We start from the raw sequence: 18182 nt of genomic DNA, 5'->3' as shown, positions 1-18182 counted from the left end.
ACCGGCCAGCTCGCGGTAACCCCGACACCATGGACGCCCCTTGGCTTCGCCCCCTCGCCTACCTCCAACGCCTGGCCAGCCGTGCCCGGGGCTGGCGCACGCCGCGGCACAGGTTCACCTACGAGAGCCTGCTGCGCTCGGAGCTCTACAGCGCCAAGCAGTTGGCCGACCACGGCATCTGGCTGGCCAGCCAGCATCGCTTGAGCCAGCTGCCTGCCGACGACTCGCTGCTCGATCGCCTGGCCGATAACGAGCGCATGCTCTATACCAGCTGTTCTGCCCTGGCCGCCAGCCTGCCCGGGGCCCGCCCGGCATTGCCGGCCGCGCAATGGTTGCTCGACAACTTTTACCTGGTCGAAACCCATATCCGCATCGCCAAGCGCCATCTGCCGTCCGATTACAGCCTGCAGCTGCCGCGCCTGGACAACGGCCCCTCCAGCGGCCTGCCGCGGGTCTATGACATCGCGCTGGAAACCATCTCCCACGGTGATGGCCGGGTCGATGGCGACAGCCTCAGCCGCTTTGTCGAAGCCTATCAGCACACCGCCCCGCTGACCCTGGGCGAGCTGTGGGCGATCCCGATCATGCTGCGCCTGGCGCTGATCGAAAACCTGCGGCGGGTGGCGGCCCGGGTAATGGCGAACTGGGCAGACCGCGACCTGGCCAATGGCTGGGCCGACAAGCTCAGCGAAACCGCCGAACGCGATGCCAAGAGCGTGGTGCTGGTGGTGGCCGACATGGCCCGCTCGGCCCCGCCGATGACCCCGGCCTTCGTCGCCGAACTGGCCAGGCGCCTACAAGGCCACGGCAGCACCCTGACCCAACCGCTGGCGTGGATCGAGCAGATGCTTGGCGAGTCGGCGCTGAGCATCGAGCGCAGTGTGCAACTCGATGCGCAACAGCAGGCCGTCGACCAGTTGTCCATCAGCAACAGCATCGGCAGCCTGCGCCTGCTGTCGACCATCGACTGGCGGCTGTTCGTCGAGCACCTGAGCCATGTGGAACAGGTGCTCAGCCAGGACCCGGCCGCCGTCTACCCGGCCATGGACTTCGCCAGCCGCGACCACTACCGGCACCTTGTCGAACGCCTGGCGCGGCATAGCGCATTTGCCGAAGTACAGGTCGCACATGCGGCCATCGCGCTTGCCCAGGCCGCAGGCGCCGGGGCAGATGACCAGGCCAGGCATGTCGGCTACTACCTGGCCGGCGAGGGCCTGCCGGCGCTGGAACGCCAGCTTGGTGCACGGCTTGCGCTGGCCGACCGTTGGCAACGCCTGTTGCACCGGGCGCCGCTGGCGTTCTACCTGGTGCCGGTGGTGCTGCTGTCAGGCCTGCTGGCCTGGGGCTTTCTCGGCACGATCGGCGGCGAGGGCTGGCCGGCCTGGGTTGCGGCGCTCATGGCCATCCCCCTGCTGCTTGCCACCAGCCGCCTGGCCGTTGGCCTGGTGAACTGGCTGGTCACCCTGACCGTCAAGCCGTCGTTCCTGCCACGCCTGGATTACACCCTGGGCATCCCGGCCGAGGCGCGCACGCTGGTGGCCGTGCCCTGCATGCTGGGCAGTGCCGGTGATGTCGAGGCGCTTGTCGAAGGCCTTGAAGTGCGCTTTCTGGCCAACCGTGACGCGCACCTGCATTTTGCGCTGGTGAGTGATTTCGTCGACGCCCAGCAACAGACCTGCCCAGGCGACCAGGCCCTGCTCGACCTCGCCAGCGACGGCATCCAGGCCCTCAATGGCAAGTACCCGAACCCGGGCTGCGCGCGTTTTTTTCTGATGCATCGGCCCAGGGTGTGGAACGCCACCGAACGCTGCTGGATGGGCCGTGAACGCAAGCGCGGCAAGCTCGCCGAGCTCAACGCCCTGCTGCGCGGGCACGGTGCCGATTGCTTCATGCTTACCGTTGGCGATGTACACACGCTGGGCGATGTGCGCTATGTCATCACCCTGGACACCGACACCCTGCTGCCGCGCGACACGGCGCAGAAGTTCGTCGGCGCCATGCAACACCCGCTCAACCGCCCGCGTTTCGACCCCCAGACCGGCCGCATGCGCTCGGGCTACGCGATATTGCAACCGCAGGTGGGCATCAGCCTGCCCAGTGTTTCGCGCTCGGCCTATGCGCGCCTGTTCGCTGCCGATGCCGGGGTCGACCCCTACACCCAGGCGGTTTCGGACGTGTATCAGGACCTGTTCCTCAGCGGCTCGTTCATCGGCAAGGGCATCTACGCGGTGGATGCCTTCGAGCAGGCCCTGGAGGGGCGCTTTGCCGACAACCGAATACTCAGCCATGACCTGATCGAGGGCTGCTATGCGCACTCCGGCCTGCTCAGCGACGTGCAGTTGTTCGAAGGTTACCCGGCGCGCTACAGCGCCGATGCCAAACGGCGTCACCGCTGGATCCGCGGTGACTGGCAATTGCTGCCGTGGCTATTGCCAGGCCAGCGCAGTGGCGACCGGAGCCCGCTGAGTCCCCTGTCGCGCTGGAAGATCTTCGACAACCTGCGCCGCAGCCTGGAGCCCGCAGCCCTGCTGACGGTCTTGCTGTGGGGCTGGCTGGCCAGCGCCTCGCCCCTGTTCTGGACCTTGGCGTTGCTGGGGTTGCTACTGGTGCGCCCGTTGCTGGATGCGCTGTTGGAGGTGCTGCACAAGACCACTGACGTGCTGCTGGCCGAGCACCTCCTGGCAGCCCTGCGAACCTCGGGCATCTACTTTGTGCGAGCCGGGCTGTTCCTGGCCTGGCTACCTTTCGAAGCCAGCTACAGCCTGGGGGCCATCGCCCGCACCCTATGGCGGCTGGCCGTGAGCAAACGCCGCCTGCTGCAATGGAACCCCTCGCAAACAGAGGAACGCAGCAGCGCCGATACCTTGCAGGCGGTGTACCGCGAGCAGTGGCTGCAACCGGCCCTGGCGCTGGCCTTGACCTGCGCATTGGCGCTGCAGCCAGGCACCCTGTTGCTGGCCTCGCCAATCCTCACCCTTTGGCTACTCGGCCCGGCACTGGCCTGGTGGCTTAGCCGCGCGCGGGTGCGCACCGCGTTTGCCCCCTCGGCCGGCGACCTGCGCTTTCTGCATCGGCTGGCGCGGCGCAACTGGGCGTTCTTCGACTGCCATGTCGGCCCCGCCGACCACTGGCTGCCGCCTGACAACCTGCAGGAGCCGCCCTTCCCCAGCATCGCCCATCGCACTTCACCCACCAACATCGGCATGGCCGTGCTGTCGCACCTGGCGGCCCATGACTTTGGCTATTTGTCTGCCGGTCGCCTGTTCGAACGCCTGGGCCACCTATTCGACACCCTGGACGGCCTGGAGCGCTACAAAGGGCACTTCTACAACTGGTACGACACCCACACCCTCAAGCCGCTGCCGCCGCTGTATGTGTCCTCGGTAGACAGCGGCAACCTGGCCGCGCTGGTGCTGACGTTGAGGCCCGGGCTGCTGGCGATGGCCGACACCCCGGTACCGCACCCGCGCGTGACCCAAGGGCTGCTGGATACCCTCGACATACTGCTCGAGGCGTTCGCCCAGGCAGGCCGCGAGGTCGCAGAATTGCAGGCGTTGCGCCGCGAGGTCGCGCAAGCCCATGCGCTTGCGCAGCCGCCGCCAGCCGCACTGATGGCGCTGCTTGCCGGCCAATTGCAAGGCCTGTTGAGCAAGTACGCCCTGCCCGCAGCCGATGACACGCAGGGCGATGAGTGCGGGTTCTGGCTGCAGATGATGCTGGAGCAGTGCCTGGACCTGGCCAGCGAGCTGCAAGCTGTGCAGCTACCGGGCAGTCATGATCCGGCGTTGCCTGGCACCGCGAGCTGGCAACAACTGGCAAACCTGGAGCCAGGCCAGTGGCCAAGCGCCGATCAGGCCGCAGTGAGGCAAGTTCGTACCTTCGCCCTGCAGCGCATCGGCCAGGCGCAGGAGCTGGCGGCGCGCATCCCCGCCCTGGCCGACATGGACTTCAGCTTCCTCTACGACAACGACCGCGACCTGTTCGCCATCGGCTACAACGCCGACGAGCATCGCCTGGACGCGTCCTTCTATGACCTGCTGGCATCGGAAATGCGCCTGACCAATTTCGTCCTCATCGCCCAGGGCCAGGCACCCCAGGCCAGCTGGTTCGCGTTGGGCCGGCTGCTGACCAGCAATGCCGGCGTGCCGGTGCTGCTGTCGTGGTCCGGTTCGATGTTCGAGTACCTGATGCCGCTGCTGGTGATGCCCAACTACGAGGGCACCCTGCTCGACCAGACCTGCCAGGCCGCCGTCAGCCGGCAGATCGAGCATGGCCACCTGCTGGGTATCCCGTGGGGCGTTTCGGAGTCGGCCTACAACGCGCTGGACACCCACTTCAATTACCAGTACCGGGCGTTCGGCGTGCCAGGGCTGGGCCTCAAGCGCGGCCTGGGCGAAGAGCGGGTGGTCGCGCCCTACGCCAGCACACTGGCGTTGATGGTGGCGCCCAGCGCCGCCTGCCACAACCTGCAGCGCCTGAGCGCACTCGGTATGGCCGGCCGCTTCGGGCTGTACGAAGCCGTGGACTACAGCGAAGCACGGTTGCCGCCCAGGCAAGAGGCGGTGGTTATCCGTTCGTTCATGGCGCATCACCAGGGCATGAGTTTTCTGGCCCTCACCGCAGTGCTGCTGGACCAGCCCATGCAACGGCGCTTCGCCTGCGACCCACAGTTCCAGGCCAGCATGCTGCTGCTTCAGGAACGCGTACCGAAAACCGCGGCCCCGTACCTGCATACCCTGCAGTCACCGGCCGTCGACGGCGCAAGGGACAACGGTGAAGCGCGGCTGCGCGTATTTACCGAGCCCAACCGGCGCCACCCCGCCGTGCAGTTACTCTCCAACGGCCACTACCACGTCATGGTCAACCACGTCGGCAGTGGCTACAGCCACCACAACAACCTGGCCGTCACCCGTTGGCGCGAGGACGCCACGCGCGACGAGCTGGGCAGCTTCTGCTACCTGCGCGACGTCGCCAGCGGTGCGTATTGGTCCACCACCTACCAGCCGACGCAGCACCGCAGCCACAACCAGGAAGCGATCTTCAGCGATGGCCGGGCGGAGTTTCGCGTGCGCGAACGGGACTTCGACTGCCATACCGAGATTGCCGTCTCGCCCGAGGACGACATCGAGCTGCGGCGCCTGCACCTGACCAACCATGGTGACCAGCGCCGCACGCTGGAGCTGACCAGCTACGCCGAAGTGGTGCTGGCGCCGGCGCTGAGCGACGCGCTGCACCCGGCCTTCAGCAAGCTGTTCGTGCAGACCGAGCTGATCCGCCCGCTGCAGGCCATCCTCTGTACCCGGCGGCCGCGCTCGCTGCTCGATGCAACGCCCTGGATGTGCCATGTGCTGGCGGTGCATGGTGTGGATATCGACGCCATTTCCTATGAAACCGACCGCGCCCGTTTCATCGGCCGCGGCCGCACCCTGCGCGCCCCGGCAGCCCTGGACCGGCACACCGAGGCGCTGTCCGGCAGCGCCGGGCCGGTGCTCGACCCTATCGTCGCGATCCGCTGCCGCATCACCCTGGCGCCCGGCCAAGCCGCCACGGTCGACCTGGCCACCGGCGTGGCCGACAGCCGCGATGCGTGCCTGCAACAGGTCGCCAGATACCGTGACCGGCACCTGGCCGACCGGGTCTTCGACCTGGCCTGGCCGCACAGCCAGGTGCTGTTGCGCCAGCTCAACGGGTCGCTGAACGATGCCCGCTTATTTGAACAGATGGCGGCATCGATCATTTACCCCAATGCGCTGATGCGCGCCAGTACAGCGCTGCTGGCCAGCAACCGGCGCAGCCAGTCTGGCCTGTGGGGCCAGGGGCTGTCGGGTGACCTGCCGATCGTGCTGGTGCAGATCGGCGACCTCGCCAATATCGAGCTGGTCAAGCAGATGGTGCTGGCCCATGCCTATTGGCGGCAGAAAGGCCTGGCACTGGACCTGGTGATCTGGAACGAAGACCAGGCCGGCTACCGCCAGCAACTGCAGGAAATGATCGTCGGCATCGTCACCTCTGGCAGCGAAGCGGCGCTGCTCGACCGCCCCGGTGGCATCTTCGTGCGCCCGGCGCAGCAGTTGTCCGAGGAGGACCGCGTACTGACGCTGTCGGTGGCGCGGATGGTGCTCAGCGACAGCCAGGGCACGCTGGCCGAGCAACTGCATCACCGCCGCCCTCCTGCGGCGCCTGCCGCCTTCGCGCCCACGCTGGCCAACGCCCGGCCCATGCCCGCCAGCCGCTCGCTGCCGGCTGCCCCTGCATTGCAGCTCGCCAACCGGTATGGCGGCTTCAACGCCGATGGCCGCGAGTACGTCATTGCCCATAGCCCCGGCGCGCCACCACCGGCGCCGTGGGTCAACGTACTGGCCAACCCGCGGTTTGGCAGCGTGGTGTCGGAAGCCGGCAGTGCCTACAGCTGGTACGAAAACGCCCACGAATACCGCCTGACGCCCTGGCACAACGACCCGGTTGCCGACCCTGGCGGCGAAGCGTTCTACCTGCGCGACGAGGACAGCGGCCGCTGTTGGTCGCCTACCCCGCAGCCCTGCCCCGGCCCTGGCCGCTATCGCACCCGGCATGGCTTTGGCTACAGCGTGTTCGAGTATGCCGATGACGAGCTGGACAGCGAACTCTGGGTGCACGTGGCGCTGGATGCACCGGTCAAGTTCAGCCGGCTCAAGTTGCACAACCGCGCCGCGCGGGCGCGGCGCTTGTCGGTGACCTGCTTCGTGGAATGGGTGCTGGGTGACCTGCGCAGCAAATCGGCGCTGCATGTGGTCAGCGAGGCCGACCCGGTCAGTGGCGCGCTGTTCGCCCGGAACGCGTTCAACATCGAGTTTTCCGGGCATGTGGCGTTTCTTGATTGCGACCTGCCGTCGCAAGGCATTACCTGTGATCGCAGCGAATTCCTTGGGCGCAACGGTGATTACCCGTCGCCCGCCGGCCTGCGCCAGGCGCGGCTGTCTGGGCGCATGGGCGGCGGGCTCGACCCTTGCGCGGCGTTGCAGGTCGGCCTGCTGTTGGCGCCTGGCGACAGCCTGGAAGTGGTGTTCCGCCTGGGCGCCGAGCGCGATGCCACGGCCGCCAGCCGTTGCGTGCAACAGTATCGCGGGCTTCGCACAGCCATGGACGAATTGGACAAGGTGCAGCGCTACTGGCGCGAAACCCTCGATACCGTACAGATCGAAACACCAGAACCTGCGCTGAATGTATTGGCCAACGGCTGGTTGATGTACCAGGTGATTGCCTGCCGCTTCTGGGCACGCAGCGGCTTTTACCAGTCGGGTGGCGCCTTCGGTTTCCGCGACCAGTTGCAGGACAGCATGGCCATGCTCCACGCAGCGCCGGCCGTAGCGCGCCAGCACCTGCTGAGCTGCGCGGCGCACCAGTACGTCGAAGGTGATGTGCAGCATTGGTGGCACCCTCCGATGCAACGTGGCGTGCGTACCCGCTGTTCGGACGACATGCTCTGGCTGCCATTGGCGACCAGCCGCTATGTGGTGATCACCGGCGATTACACGGTACTGGATGAACCGGTCGGCTACTTGGCCGGGCGTGCGCTGAATGCCGGTGAAGAGTCGTATTACGACCTGCCCGCCCACGCGAGCCTGGTCGAAAGCCTGTATCAGCACTGCCAGCGTGCCCTCCAGCACGGGCTGCAGTGCGGCGTTCACGGCCTGCCGCTGATGGGCAGCGGTGACTGGAATGACGGCATGAACCGCGTCGGCGAGCAAGGCCGTGGTGAGAGCGTGTGGCTGGGCTTTTTCGGCCATGAAGTGCTGCGCGCGTTCGGCAGCGTGGCCCTGCACCACGGCGACAGCAGCTTTGCCCTGCACTGCACGACGCAGGCCGCCGCCCTGGCGGAAAACCTCGAACGGCATGCCTGGGACGGCAACTGGTATTGCCGGGCCTGGTTCGACGATGGCCAGGTGCTGGGGTCGGCAAGCAACCAGGAATGCCGGATTGACTCGCTGACTCAGAGCTGGGCGGTCCTCTCCGGGGTTGCTTCGCCCGAGCGCGCACGCGCCGCCATGGCCGCGCTCGAGCACCACCTGGTACGCCGCGACCTCGGTGTGGTCAAACTGCTCGACCCGCCCTTCGACCGTGGCAGCCTGGACCCTGGCTACATCAAGGGTTACCTGCCGGGCGTGCGCGAAAACGGCGGGCAGTACACGCACGCGGCGATCTGGGCCGGCATGGCCTATGCGCAGTTGGGCAATGCCGCCAAGGCCTGGGAGCTGCTGCGCCTGATCAACCCGGTGCGCCAGGGCAGTGATGAGCTGATCGACACCTACAAGGTCGAACCCTATGTGATGGCCGCCGATGTCTACGCCCTGGCACCGCACATCGGGCGTGGCGGCTGGAGCTGGTACACCGGTTCCGCAGGCTGGATGTACCGGTTTATCGTCGAGCACCTGCTGGGCCTGCAACGCCGCGGTGGCAGCTTGCGCATCCAGCCGCTGCTGCCGGCCCATTGGCCCGGCTACACCCTGAACTATCGGTTTGGCAGCACCCTCTACCGCATCGAAGTGCGCAACGGTGCCAGCGCCGAAGTGACCCTGAGCCTGGATGGCCAGTTGCTCGACCAGGCCACGCTGCCCTTGCAGGATGATGGCGGCCAGCACCACGTGATCGCCCAGTGCCAACCGTCGCCCTTGCCCACAGCCTGAGCCGCCCCTGGACTAGGCTTGTTGCCACAACAGCTGCCCGCGACGGTCCCCACGCATGCAATCGGTGTTCAACCCCAAACAGAATTACCTGCTCGCGGCCTTGTCGGCGCAGACGTTCAGCAGGCTTGAGCCGCACCTGGAGCGCGTCAGCCTGCCGTTGGGCAAATCACTGTACGAATCGGGCGATACCCTGCGCCATGTGTATTTCCCCGCCGATGCGATCGTCTCGCTGCTGTACGTCATGGAAAACGGCGCGTCGGCGGAAATTTCGGTGGTGGGCAATGAAGGGCTGGTGGGCATTGCAGTGTTCATGGGCGGTGAAAGCACGCCCAGCCGCGCCATCGTGCAAAGCGCAGGGCATGGCTACCGCCTGCCGGGCGAACAGCTCAAGGAGGAGTTCAATCGCCATGGCGAACTGATGATGCTGATGCTGCGCTACACCCAGGCACTGATCACCCAGATGGCACAGACGGCGGTGTGCAACCGGCACCATGCCATCGACCAGCAACTGTGCCGCTGGCTGCTGCTGTCGCTGGACCGCCTGCCGGGCGATCAGTTGCGCATGACCCAGGAGTTGATTGCCAACATGCTCGGTGTGCGCCGCGAGGGTGTGACCGATGCCGCCGGCAAACTGCAGCGGTTGGGGGTGATCGAGTACAACCGCGGCCATATCCGGGTGCTCGACAGGGCACGCCTGGAGCAGCTCAGCTGCGAATGCTACGCGGTGGTGAAGAAAGAGACCGACCGGCTGCTGCCCTACCTGCCGCCCGTTTAGCAGCCCGCGCAGGCGTGCCAGGCAAAACAGGCTACGCTCGGTACTTCGAAGGCTCATTCGTCGCTCGGGCGGCTCAACGAGGGTGCAGCAATGGCGACAATCGAGACAACTGCGTTCGCGCAGGGGCTGTTGCAGGTGGAGAACAGCTGGCAGGCGTACCTCGCATCGCAAAAGCGGGCAGAAGGCCTGAGCGGTGAGCAGCTCAGTTGTGCGCTCAAGGTCTGCACCCGGGATTACGTCAGGTTTCAGAACCAGAGCCAGCAGTTCTATGCGGAAGTTCGCAAGCGCGTGGGGGATGCTGAAAAGCTGGAGAAAGACAAGGCGCTGTACCCACACCACTACCTCGACAAGCACTGACGGCGAACGCCTGTGGCAGCAACTGCCTTGAGTTGCCTGGGTGGGCCTCATCGCTGGCAAGCCAGCTCCCACAGGGTATGTCTCAGCGCGGCAGCGCAGCCCGAAGGGCTGGGTAATCTCCCACAGGTCCTGCACAGGGCTTGGGGCCGATGCCGTTGAAGTGGGAGCGCGCAGCCTCAGTTACTCACGGCTTCATTTTCTGCCACGGCTGGTAGCTGTACCGCTCCGCCTCCGAGGCTCGCGAAGGGTCTGGGCGGCCAGAGCCCTTCACGCTTTCCTTGCGCGCCTGCTCATCCCCGTGATCATCATGATCTTGCGCATTCGAGCCCTCGCCTTCTTCACTGCCCTCTTCGTCTTCGCCGGTTGGCCAGTCTGCTTCCTCATCGGGGTTGCCACCTGGGGCGTCGATATCGGTGAAGCTCTTGCCAATGGTCATACACACCTCTCGATGCTCAGAAGTCCTGAGCTGCCTTGAGTGTGCGCCTTCACGCTTGGCAAAGGGTTTATATCGGACCAACAGCGCACGGCCTGCACCTGCTTCGCCCACCTGTGAACTGTCGTCACACCCGGTATGACGCTGCGCCGGCTAATCCCGTGTGCCTTTGCCGCTTAAGGTAGCCCTGCAAGGCCGTGCAGCTAACGGCCCATGACAACAACAAGCGTGCAACCGAGGTGCAAGCCGATGCGTGGCGATCAAGAAAAGACTAACAACAAGCTGGGGACTGGCTTGAAAGGCAGGCAGGTCACGATGATCTCGATCGGCGGTGTGATTGGCGCCGGGCTGTTCGTAGGCTCCAGCAATGCCATCGCCGCTGCAGGGCCAGCGGTGCTGGTGGCGTACGTGATCGCCGCGGCAATCGTGGTGCTGGTCATGCAGATGCTTGGCGAAATGGCCACGGCGCGGCCGGACACGGGCTCGTTTTCCTCTTACGCCGACCAGGCCATCGGGCGCTGGGCGGGGTTTTCCATCGGCTGGCTGTACTGGTGGTTCTACGTGCTGGTAATCGCCATCGAAGCCATCGTCGCGGGCAACATCCTCGGTGACTGGCTAGGCCTGCCGCACTGGTTTACGGCCTTCGCCATGACCTTGGTGCTGATCTTCTGCAACAGCCTCAGCGTCGGGTCGTTCGGCACGCTGGAATACTGGCTGTCGCTGTTCAAGGTGGTGTCGATCGTCAGCTTCATCGGCCTCGGCGTGCTGGCGATCTTCGGCCTGCTGCCGGGCTCGGCCACCAGCGGCATCAGCAACCTGTACGCCAACGGCGGTTTCGCCCCCAACGGCAACGTGGCCATCGTCGCCGCACTGCTGACGGCCATGTTCAGCTTTCAGGGCAGCGAGGTGGTGACCATCGCCGCCGCCGAATCGCGTGACCCGAAAGCCAACATCAAGAAGGCCATCCGCGCCGTGGTTTGGCGCCTGGGCCTGTTCTACCTCGGCTCGATGTTCGTGGTGGTGTGCCTGGTGCCGTGGAACGCCCCGGGGTTGGCGCAGGGCTCGTATCAGGCGGTACTGACCGCGATGAACATCCCCTGGGCGCCGGGCATCATGAGCATCGTGGTGCTGGTGGCGGTCACCAGTTGCCTGAACTCGGCCATCTACACGGCCTCGCGCATGGCCTACTCGCTGGCACGCCGCGGCGATGCACCCGAGGCGGTTTCACGCACCACTGACAAGGGTGTGCCACTGCTGGCCGTTGCCCTCACCTCAGCCGCTGCGCTGGTGGCACTGGCAGCCAACTACCTGCTGCCGGCCCAGGTGTTCCAGTTTCTGCTGGCCACCAGCGGCGCGTTGGCACTGCTGATGTACCTGGTGATCGCCATTACCCAGCTGTGCATGCGCCGCAAACTGGTGGCGCTGGGCAAGCAGCTGGAGGTGCGCATGTGGCTGTTCCCGTGGCTGACGCTGTTCACCATCGTGCTGATCGTCAGCGTGTTCGCGATCATGGCGGCGTTCCCCGGGCAACGGGCCGAGCTGCTCAGCACGCTGGGGCTGACCGCCGTGCTGGTCGCCATCGGCACCTACCTGCAAAAGCGCCAGCCGGCGCTGTCGGCGCAGCGCAGCGCGTTGCAGTTCGAAACCAGCACGCCGTGACGCGCCGTCACAGCGGCTGTGCCGCGCAAGCTCTTTTTCCTTCTGTAACACAGCCCTAACCTGGCTGTACCCCGGCCCACAGCGGGCCGGGCAATCCAACCAATCAAACTGTGGAAGCCCTTCATGAGCATTGCGCCAAAACCCGACGAACTGGCCATCCCTTATCAACTGCCGCAAGTGCCGTTCATGGCCCCCGACATGGTGCACCCCGGGGTACTCGGCAAGTGGCTCGAAGACGACCAGCTGTGGGTGCCGGTCACCGCTTCGGTGTCATTCAAGCCGCTGCTGCTGAGCGTCTCTGGCGGCTACTACATCAACCTGCTGCGGGTGCGTCAGAGCGGTGTGCTGTCGCGCCACCGCCACACTGGCGGGGTGCATGCGCTGGTGCTCAAAGGCCGCTGGTACTACCTGGAGCATGACTGGATCGCCGAAGAAGGCTCGTTCGCCTTCGAGCCGCCAGGTGAAACCCACACCCTGTTCGTGCCGGAAGACGTCGAAGAGATGATCACCTGGTTCCACGTGCAAGGCGGCTATACCTATGTGGACCCGCAGGGCGTCGCCGTGGGCTACGAGGACGTGTTCACCAAGCTGGAAACCGCCCGCGCTCACTACAAGACGCTGGGGTTGCCCGACGACTACATCGAGCAGTTCATTCGCTGAGCTGCCTCACCCCACTGGCGTAGCCATCGCTACGCCGGTTGCCACCCCGACGCGGCGCTGCCAGCATCCTGCTGATTGATGGAGGCAGAACATGGACAACTACTCACAACTGCTGGCCTTCCTCGGCGCCGCCGAGCACGGCAACTTTTCTGCTGCCGCGCGTGCTTGTGGCATGACCCCGTCGGCCATCAGCAAGCTGATTTCGCGCCTGGAGGACCGCCTGCAAGTGCGCCTGTTCCAGCGCGGTACCCGCAGCCTGACGCTGACCGAGGAAGGCGCTGCCTACCTGGTCAGCGCCCGCGCGGTGAGCAATGCCATGGCCGAAGCCGATTCGCTGGCCGAGGCCTTCCCCACCCGCGTCAGCGGCACGTTGCGGGTGCACACCATGACCACCTTCGCCAAGCACCAGATCATCCCTTGGCTGCCGGAATTCCTCGCTGCCTACCCGGGGCTGACCGTGGATATCCAGGTGGGTGCGCAGTTCAGCGACCAGTTCGACCAGGGGCTGGACGTGGCCATCCACAGCGGCGTGCTGCCCGACTCGTCGCGCATCGCCCGCAAGATCGGCCAAAGCCGCTGGGTCATCTGCGCATCGCCCAGTTACCTGGCCGCGCACGGCACGCCTGAACACCCGGGGCAGCTGCTGCAGCACAGCTGTTTTTCCTTCGGCTTCAGCAGCGTGTGGAACACCTGGGGGTTCGTGGTCGATGGCCAGGCCGTCACCGTTCCCGTGGTGCCCAAGGCCACCTTCGCCCAGGGCGACTTGCTGCGCGACTTGGCACTCAGCGGCGCCGGCATCGTGCGCCTGGCCGAATTTCACATCGGCCAGGACATCCAGGAAGGCCGCCTGGTGCCGCTGCTGCAACGGTATGCCCAGGACAGCGTCGAACCGATCTACATGATCTACACCAACCGCAAACACCTCAGCCCACGCATCCGGGTGTTCCGCGACTTTCTCGAACAGAAGCTCGCGAGCAGCCCATGGAACACCCGCTGAGGCACAGAACAGGGCCAGGCGCACCGCCAGCCCTGTACCGCACAACAACACAGAGGTACACATGCGCAATCTCGTAGGCGATGTTTCCAGCGCCGCTCGCATCCTCCCGGCACTCGACGGCCAGGCCCTGTTCATCCGTAACGGCAAAGGCCCGCACCTGTGGGACGACCAGGGCCGCCAGTACATCGACACCGCGCTGGGCTTCGGCGCCGTGCTGCTCGGCCATGCCAACGCCAGCGTCAACGCGCAGGTGGCCGAGGCCCTGGCCGACTCCGCTTCGCCTTCCTGGGCCCACGTACGCGAGCACGCCGCCGCCACCGCGTTGGCGGCCCATACTGGCGCCCTCAGCCGGGTGATCTTCACCAATTCCGGCAGCGAAGCGGTGCACCTGGCCTGCCGTGCGGCGCGCGCCTATACCGGGCGCGGCCGCATCGCCAAGATGGCGGCCGGCTTCGACGGCTGGTTCGACGATGTCAGCTTCGGTAACGTCGGCTCACCCGAAGCCGCGTTCGCCGATGGCGAGCGCCCCGCCACGGCGCGCACCACGCTGCTGCGCTTCAACGACTTCGACGACGTCGAGCGGTTGTTCGACGAAGACCAGGACATCGCTGCGGTGATCCTCGAACCCATGCTCGCCAATGCCGGCTGCATCATGCCCGCGCCAGGCTACCTGCAGCACGTGCAGGGGGTGGCTCACCGCCACGGTGCGCTGGTGATCAGTGACGAAGTGCTGATGGGGTTTCGCCTGCATCCCGGGCTTGCCAGCCTGCACGCCGGCCTGGACCCAGACATCGCCAGCGTCGGCAAGGCCATCGGCAACGGCGTGCCGGTGTCGGCCATCGTCGGCAAGCCGCATATCCTCGCGGGCTTCGAGCAAGGCAAGGTACTGCGCGGCGGCACCTTCAGCGGCAACCCGCTGGCGTGCGCGGCGGTGCTCGCCACGCTGGAGCAACTGGACGCTGCCGACTACCCACAGCTGATCGCACGCGGCGAGCGGCTGCGCCAGGCCGTACAGGCGATCTTCAAGGCCCAGGGCATCACCATCAGCACCAGCGGCTACGGCAACGTGTTCGCCATCTGGCCATCCGTGCGTGCGCCGTCCACCTATGCAGAAGCGGCTGCGTTCGGCGATGCAGGCTTCAGCCAGGCCCTGCACCTGGCGCTGCGTGCGCAGGGGCTGCTGGTGATGCCGTCCCAGTACGGGCGGATTTACCTGTCGTTCGAGCACAGCGATGCGGTCGTGGAGCAGATGAATCACGCGTTCGAAGCAGCTGCGGTGCAGCTGGCGCCGCGTTTTGCCGATAGGAACCGTTGAGCCACGGGTCAGCATTTTTTCCTGCAAGCCTGCGGCGCTCGCCGTTGTGGGTTTGGTTCATGATCGAGCGCCGCGCGGGAGGCGCTCGATCTCAACGGCGACAAATGCCTTCAGGCGTGCACACCCCTGGCCCGCAGGATAGCCGGTCACGGTAAATCGCTGATTGCTGTGGCTTGATCCATCCATTGCGGCTACCTTGAAGTTTCACTCAAGGAGTGCGGACATGGCCGATAAATATGTTGGGAAATTAGTCGGAGTTGGCACGGATAATGTGAACTACGTCATCAACATTTATCAGGACGAGACCGTGGAGCGCTCGCCCAATGGCATGATTCGACATCCCGGCTTAAAGCATTTTGAGATGCAGTTTGGGGGTGCGGTAAACAAGATTTCCGAACGCGAATACGAGATCGTAGCGACGGGCGTGAGGGTCACTGTGCAGGACAGCGACAGCTAGGGTTCACGTCATGCGGCCAAATCCCCAGGCCACCGCCCGCTCATAGTGTGCAGGCCGCCCGAGTGGGCCTCGCACACCGGTCACTCGGACGGCCCGGATCTGGCTCGCCATGTGGGCATGATAGTATGCAGAACCCAGCGCGACTGTCTTGAGTGCAGGCTGGGCACCCGCAAAGTTGACGGTGTGCCAAGGCGCTGGATGAAACGCATTTGCACCACAGAAAGGAGTATGGATGGAGGTCTGTTACGACGCTGAGCGGATGACGCTGAGTTGCGATCAGTTAACAACCACGCTCGGCAGCAATGAAAGTGACATGTTGCTGGCGCTGATAGCAGGCATTACCGATAAAGAAGCGATCATCGCCCGGGTTTGGGGTGGGCGGGGGTTGGTTGTCTCAGACAGCAGTTATTATAAAACCGTGCATGCGCTTCGTTCAAAGCTGGTTGATATTGGCGTACCTCGTGACAGTTTGAAGACGTTGCCTAAACGAGGTTTGATACTGCTTTGCGAAATCACCCTGATCTCTGCGGACCCTGCAGTTGAACGCAATATGCCATTGCACACTGCCCCAGATAGCGCTGGTGCGTCAGTTGTCGACAGTGAAGATACCCCTGGCAATGGCAGTCCGCACAACGACTGTGCCGACAAAAACACAAACTCAGTTACGGCGCCCCTGCCGTTGCGTGACGGGTGGATACGCAGAAATAGCCACTTGTTCTTGCCAAGCCTCGTCATTCTTGGCGCTTTGCTGCCGGCTGTTTACGCCTACCTTATGTTTCACAAGCCCCCTGACCTGGAAGCGTGGAAGCGTGTATGGGCCAGTGAAGATGCAACGCTATATGCGGAAGCCAGTGAACGCATGTCAAAGGATGACGTGTTGACGGCGATGACTGGATTTGAGCCAGCCCTGGTTCTGAAAGACAGCAACTTTTATATACGCAAACCTCTCAGCCAACTACTGATCAGCTGTGTCAAACCAGAAAGCCACGGGGAGGCGTTGTGCGTAAACTATCTACGCGTTGGAAAAAAGTGATTGGCCTTACCTCCCTGGTTTCAATAGTGACCTTTGGAACTTTGATAGGCAAGTACGCAATATCCGTGTACAAAGATATCCCCCGGGCACCGTGCAGCGCCTCCATTGACTTCGTCCACGTGGAGGATGGAGAGGGGCTTTGGCGCGGCGTGGGGGATATGACGATCGACCCCAATGAAGGGTCCATTTATGTCTACTACCAAGTGGTAACACCGCACCGCGTGAAATACCTGTACGACCGACGGTTCGAGTTATCGATGACGCACCTGGATACCTCGCGGTACCTTTTCAAAACCCGCAGCGTTTCAATCTTCGATGGCGATACGGCGGGAGGAAACATCCCCTTCATGGCACGTGGGTTTCAAGGGGGTGTGATGACCTTCAATGCGTTTTCCGATTTCGAATACTACTTCAATGTGAACAACCTGGTTGTGGGTGTGTGCCATGTGCCGCGTTAGTCAATGTCACACGCCTGGAACCCGCAATCGCCGGTGACTCCGGCGCAGGGCCGCCCGTGCGCCACGTTGGGTAAGAAAAAGTAAGAGCCATCCCGCCCCATGGAAAGATAAGTAAGGCCACGTAGGGCCGAAGTAAAGCCCGTCGTATTCTCGCCAGGTACTGTGGAGCTCGAGTTGAGCAGGGTTCTTCGATGACCTGCTCGCACAACGTAGCCACAGGCCTGAAACGAACGCGAAGTTCGCGTTGCTGTGCGCTGTGGAACATTCAAGGTTGAAGCAGCAGCAAAAGGTGAGGTGTCAGTGCCAAGGGCATGTTTAATGGGCATGGTTGCTTTTATCATAGGGTGTGATCAGTCGTACGCCGACAGCGGAAAGCCCTGCCAACAGCAGAAAGATGAAATTATTTACGAAAGGGATCAGGCGATACGATCGGGCAATATATACAAGCAGCGAGGCTTGGAGTCGGCGTTATATCGGGTTGAGCGGTACTGCCGCGACGATGTGCCAAGCCAACGGGAGGACCGGTTGTTTCGGGCGCGGCAGGATGTCCAACGGAGGGAGGATCAGTTGGATGCTGCAATAGCGTCCGGCTCACCCAGAATGGTAGAAAGGTACAAGCAAAAACTGGAACAAGCGCGCGAAAGGTTGCACCGTATATCAGCGCAAGAAAGTGAGTTGTAGCTTAAGTTTGAGCCTGGTTGATAGAGGTGTGCAATGAAGCCGTTGATGTCTATGGCCCCGTTTTTATTTTGTGCGCTTGTTTCTGGCTGCACCGCGAATGATTGGATTGAAATCGCGGGCGGCGTGATGCAGGGGCGTGATGATTACAATAAATCCCAGCGAACTGCGCGCTTGAAGCGCGCCAATGATGCTGCCGAGCGGATTAAAGCGAGAAAGTGAGTTGAGCACTGCAAATAAAGGTTTTACTTCTCGGGCATTATCATAAACCACTGCCAGTGGTCTACCTTCAGGTTTTCTCCATGCGCTACCTATGTATCCCATCAGCTTACTGCCTGATGGTTCTTTCCAGCCCTGCAATGGCGATTAATGATTTCTGGGCTGAAACCCTGATCTCCAGCACGAGCACGGCCACCACCTATTTAACATCCCGAGATAAAAAACTGATCGTCGGCACACAAGATGATGCAAGCACCTTCGTTGCAAGTAATGGCGGCATCAAGGGCGTCTATCTGGAAGCTGCGATGGAAAAATTTCGAACATCCCACCCTGAAATGGAGATCAGTGATATGGACCTGGCTCAATCCATTCTGGCCAGGGGTGTAGCCCAGTAAAAGGCCGGGGCCGCTTCGCGGCCCATCACCGGCAAGCGCGGCTCCCACGGATACTGCGCAAGCCCGGAGACTGGTTACGCTCC

The 18182-nt window shown here is 63.8% G+C and carries 13 protein-coding genes; 12 read left to right on the top strand and 1 reads right to left on the bottom strand.

All coding sequences use genetic code 11. The annotated features are described in order from the left end of the window. The first annotated feature begins 29 nt into the window (after nt 1-29). The 3 genes from ABEH27_RS04935 (at nt 30) to ABEH27_RS04925 (ending at nt 9795) form a co-directional block, all read left to right on the top strand. Complete coding sequence (locus ABEH27_RS04935) at nt 30-8663, top strand: glucoamylase family protein (protein ID WP_346612479.1); 8634 nt, start codon at nt 30-32, stop codon at nt 8661-8663. A 55-nt stretch (nt 8664-8718) separates the two neighbouring features. Continuing rightward, nucleotides 8719-9438 (top strand): Crp/Fnr family transcriptional regulator, encoded by a 720-nt coding sequence (locus tag ABEH27_RS04930; protein WP_346612478.1) that lies wholly within the window; start codon nt 8719-8721, stop codon nt 9436-9438. Between the two features lie 90 nt (nt 9439-9528). Next, nucleotides 9529-9795 carry a hypothetical protein gene (locus tag ABEH27_RS04925; RefSeq protein ID WP_346612477.1) on the top strand — a complete coding sequence of 89 codons (267 nt, stop codon included), beginning with the start codon at nt 9529-9531 and terminating at the stop codon, nt 9793-9795. A 184-nt stretch (nt 9796-9979) separates the two neighbouring features. Here ABEH27_RS04925 and ABEH27_RS04920 read toward each other — a convergent pair whose 3' ends face one another. Further along, nucleotides 9980-10231, bottom strand: a complete 252-nt coding sequence (locus ABEH27_RS04920; RefSeq protein ID WP_346612476.1) for a hypothetical protein — start codon at nt 10229-10231, stop codon at nt 9980-9982. Nucleotides 10232-10477: 246 nt separating this feature from the next. Between ABEH27_RS04920 and ABEH27_RS04915 the strand changes: the two genes are divergently transcribed. The 9 genes from ABEH27_RS04915 (at nt 10478) to ABEH27_RS04875 (ending at nt 18099) form a co-directional block, all read left to right on the top strand. Next, complete coding sequence (locus ABEH27_RS04915; protein WP_346612475.1) at nt 10478-11887, top strand: amino acid permease; 1410 nt, start codon at nt 10478-10480, stop codon at nt 11885-11887. A gap of 123 nt (nt 11888-12010) precedes the next feature. Beyond that, nucleotides 12011-12547 carry a 2,4'-dihydroxyacetophenone dioxygenase family protein gene (locus ABEH27_RS04910; RefSeq protein ID WP_346612474.1) on the top strand — a complete coding sequence of 179 codons (537 nt, stop codon included), beginning with the start codon at nt 12011-12013 and terminating at the stop codon, nt 12545-12547. Nucleotides 12548-12638: 91 nt separating this feature from the next. Beyond that, a complete protein-coding gene (locus tag ABEH27_RS04905; protein WP_346612473.1) occupies nt 12639-13544 on the top strand; it encodes a LysR family transcriptional regulator in 906 nt (301 codons plus the stop codon). Between the two features lie 61 nt (nt 13545-13605). Then, nucleotides 13606-14859, top strand: coding sequence for an aminotransferase class III-fold pyridoxal phosphate-dependent enzyme (locus ABEH27_RS04900; RefSeq protein WP_346612472.1), 1254 nt, complete (start codon nt 13606-13608; stop codon nt 14857-14859). A gap of 223 nt (nt 14860-15082) precedes the next feature. Next, nucleotides 15083-15316: a hypothetical protein gene (locus tag ABEH27_RS04895; protein ID WP_346612471.1), complete on the top strand. Its 234-nt coding sequence runs from the start codon at nt 15083-15085 to the stop codon at nt 15314-15316. A 232-nt stretch (nt 15317-15548) separates the two neighbouring features. Continuing rightward, nucleotides 15549-16349 (top strand): DNA-binding protein, encoded by an 801-nt coding sequence (locus ABEH27_RS04890; protein WP_346612470.1) that lies wholly within the window; start codon nt 15549-15551, stop codon nt 16347-16349. Between the two features lie 65 nt (nt 16350-16414). Next, nucleotides 16415-16807: a hypothetical protein gene (locus ABEH27_RS04885; protein ID WP_346612469.1), complete on the top strand. Its 393-nt coding sequence runs from the start codon at nt 16415-16417 to the stop codon at nt 16805-16807. Between the two features lie 714 nt (nt 16808-17521). Next, nucleotides 17522-17707 (top strand): hypothetical protein, encoded by a 186-nt coding sequence (locus tag ABEH27_RS04880; RefSeq protein ID WP_346612468.1) that lies wholly within the window; start codon nt 17522-17524, stop codon nt 17705-17707. An 80-nt stretch (nt 17708-17787) separates the two neighbouring features. Further along, the gene (locus ABEH27_RS04875; RefSeq protein WP_346612467.1) at nt 17788-18099 is read left to right on the top strand and encodes a DUF2388 domain-containing protein; all 312 of its coding nucleotides are present in this window, start codon (nt 17788-17790) and stop codon (nt 18097-18099) included. The last annotated feature ends 83 nt before the right edge of the window (nt 18100-18182 follow it).

It is taken from the genome of Pseudomonas sp. P39-UII1, from assembly GCF_039672635.1.
Taxonomy (GTDB): Bacteria; Pseudomonadota; Gammaproteobacteria; order Pseudomonadales; family Pseudomonadaceae; genus Aquipseudomonas.
Note: the sequence above shows the minus strand (reverse complement) of the source record. Positions and strands in the feature narration are given on the sequence as shown.

Bases quoted from the DNA above. Each gene is read 5' to 3' on its own strand.
- ABEH27_RS04935 (WP_346612479.1), top strand. From the start codon at position 30: ATGGACGCCCCTTGGCTTCGCCCCCTCGCCTACCTCCAACGCCTGGCC.
- ABEH27_RS04910 (WP_346612474.1), top strand. From the start codon at position 12,011: ATGAGCATTGCGCCAAAACCCGACGAACTGGCCATCCCTTATCAACTG.
- ABEH27_RS04895 (WP_346612471.1), top strand. From the start codon at position 15,083: ATGGCCGATAAATATGTTGGGAAATTAGTCGGAGTTGGCACGGATAAT.
- ABEH27_RS04875 (WP_346612467.1), top strand. From the start codon at position 17,788: ATGCGCTACCTATGTATCCCATCAGCTTACTGCCTGATGGTTCTTTCC.
- ABEH27_RS04920 (WP_346612476.1), bottom strand. From the start codon at position 10,231: ATGACCATTGGCAAGAGCTTCACCGATATCGACGCCCCAGGTGGCAAC.
- ABEH27_RS04905 (WP_346612473.1), top strand. From the start codon at position 12,639: ATGGACAACTACTCACAACTGCTGGCCTTCCTCGGCGCCGCCGAGCAC.
- ABEH27_RS04900 (WP_346612472.1), top strand. From the start codon at position 13,606: ATGCGCAATCTCGTAGGCGATGTTTCCAGCGCCGCTCGCATCCTCCCG.
- ABEH27_RS04925 (WP_346612477.1), top strand. From the start codon at position 9,529: ATGGCGACAATCGAGACAACTGCGTTCGCGCAGGGGCTGTTGCAGGTG.
- ABEH27_RS04880 (WP_346612468.1), top strand. From the start codon at position 17,522: ATGAAGCCGTTGATGTCTATGGCCCCGTTTTTATTTTGTGCGCTTGTT.
- ABEH27_RS04930 (WP_346612478.1), top strand. From the start codon at position 8,719: ATGCAATCGGTGTTCAACCCCAAACAGAATTACCTGCTCGCGGCCTTG.
- ABEH27_RS04890 (WP_346612470.1), top strand. From the start codon at position 15,549: ATGGAGGTCTGTTACGACGCTGAGCGGATGACGCTGAGTTGCGATCAG.
- ABEH27_RS04915 (WP_346612475.1), top strand. From the start codon at position 10,478: ATGCGTGGCGATCAAGAAAAGACTAACAACAAGCTGGGGACTGGCTTG.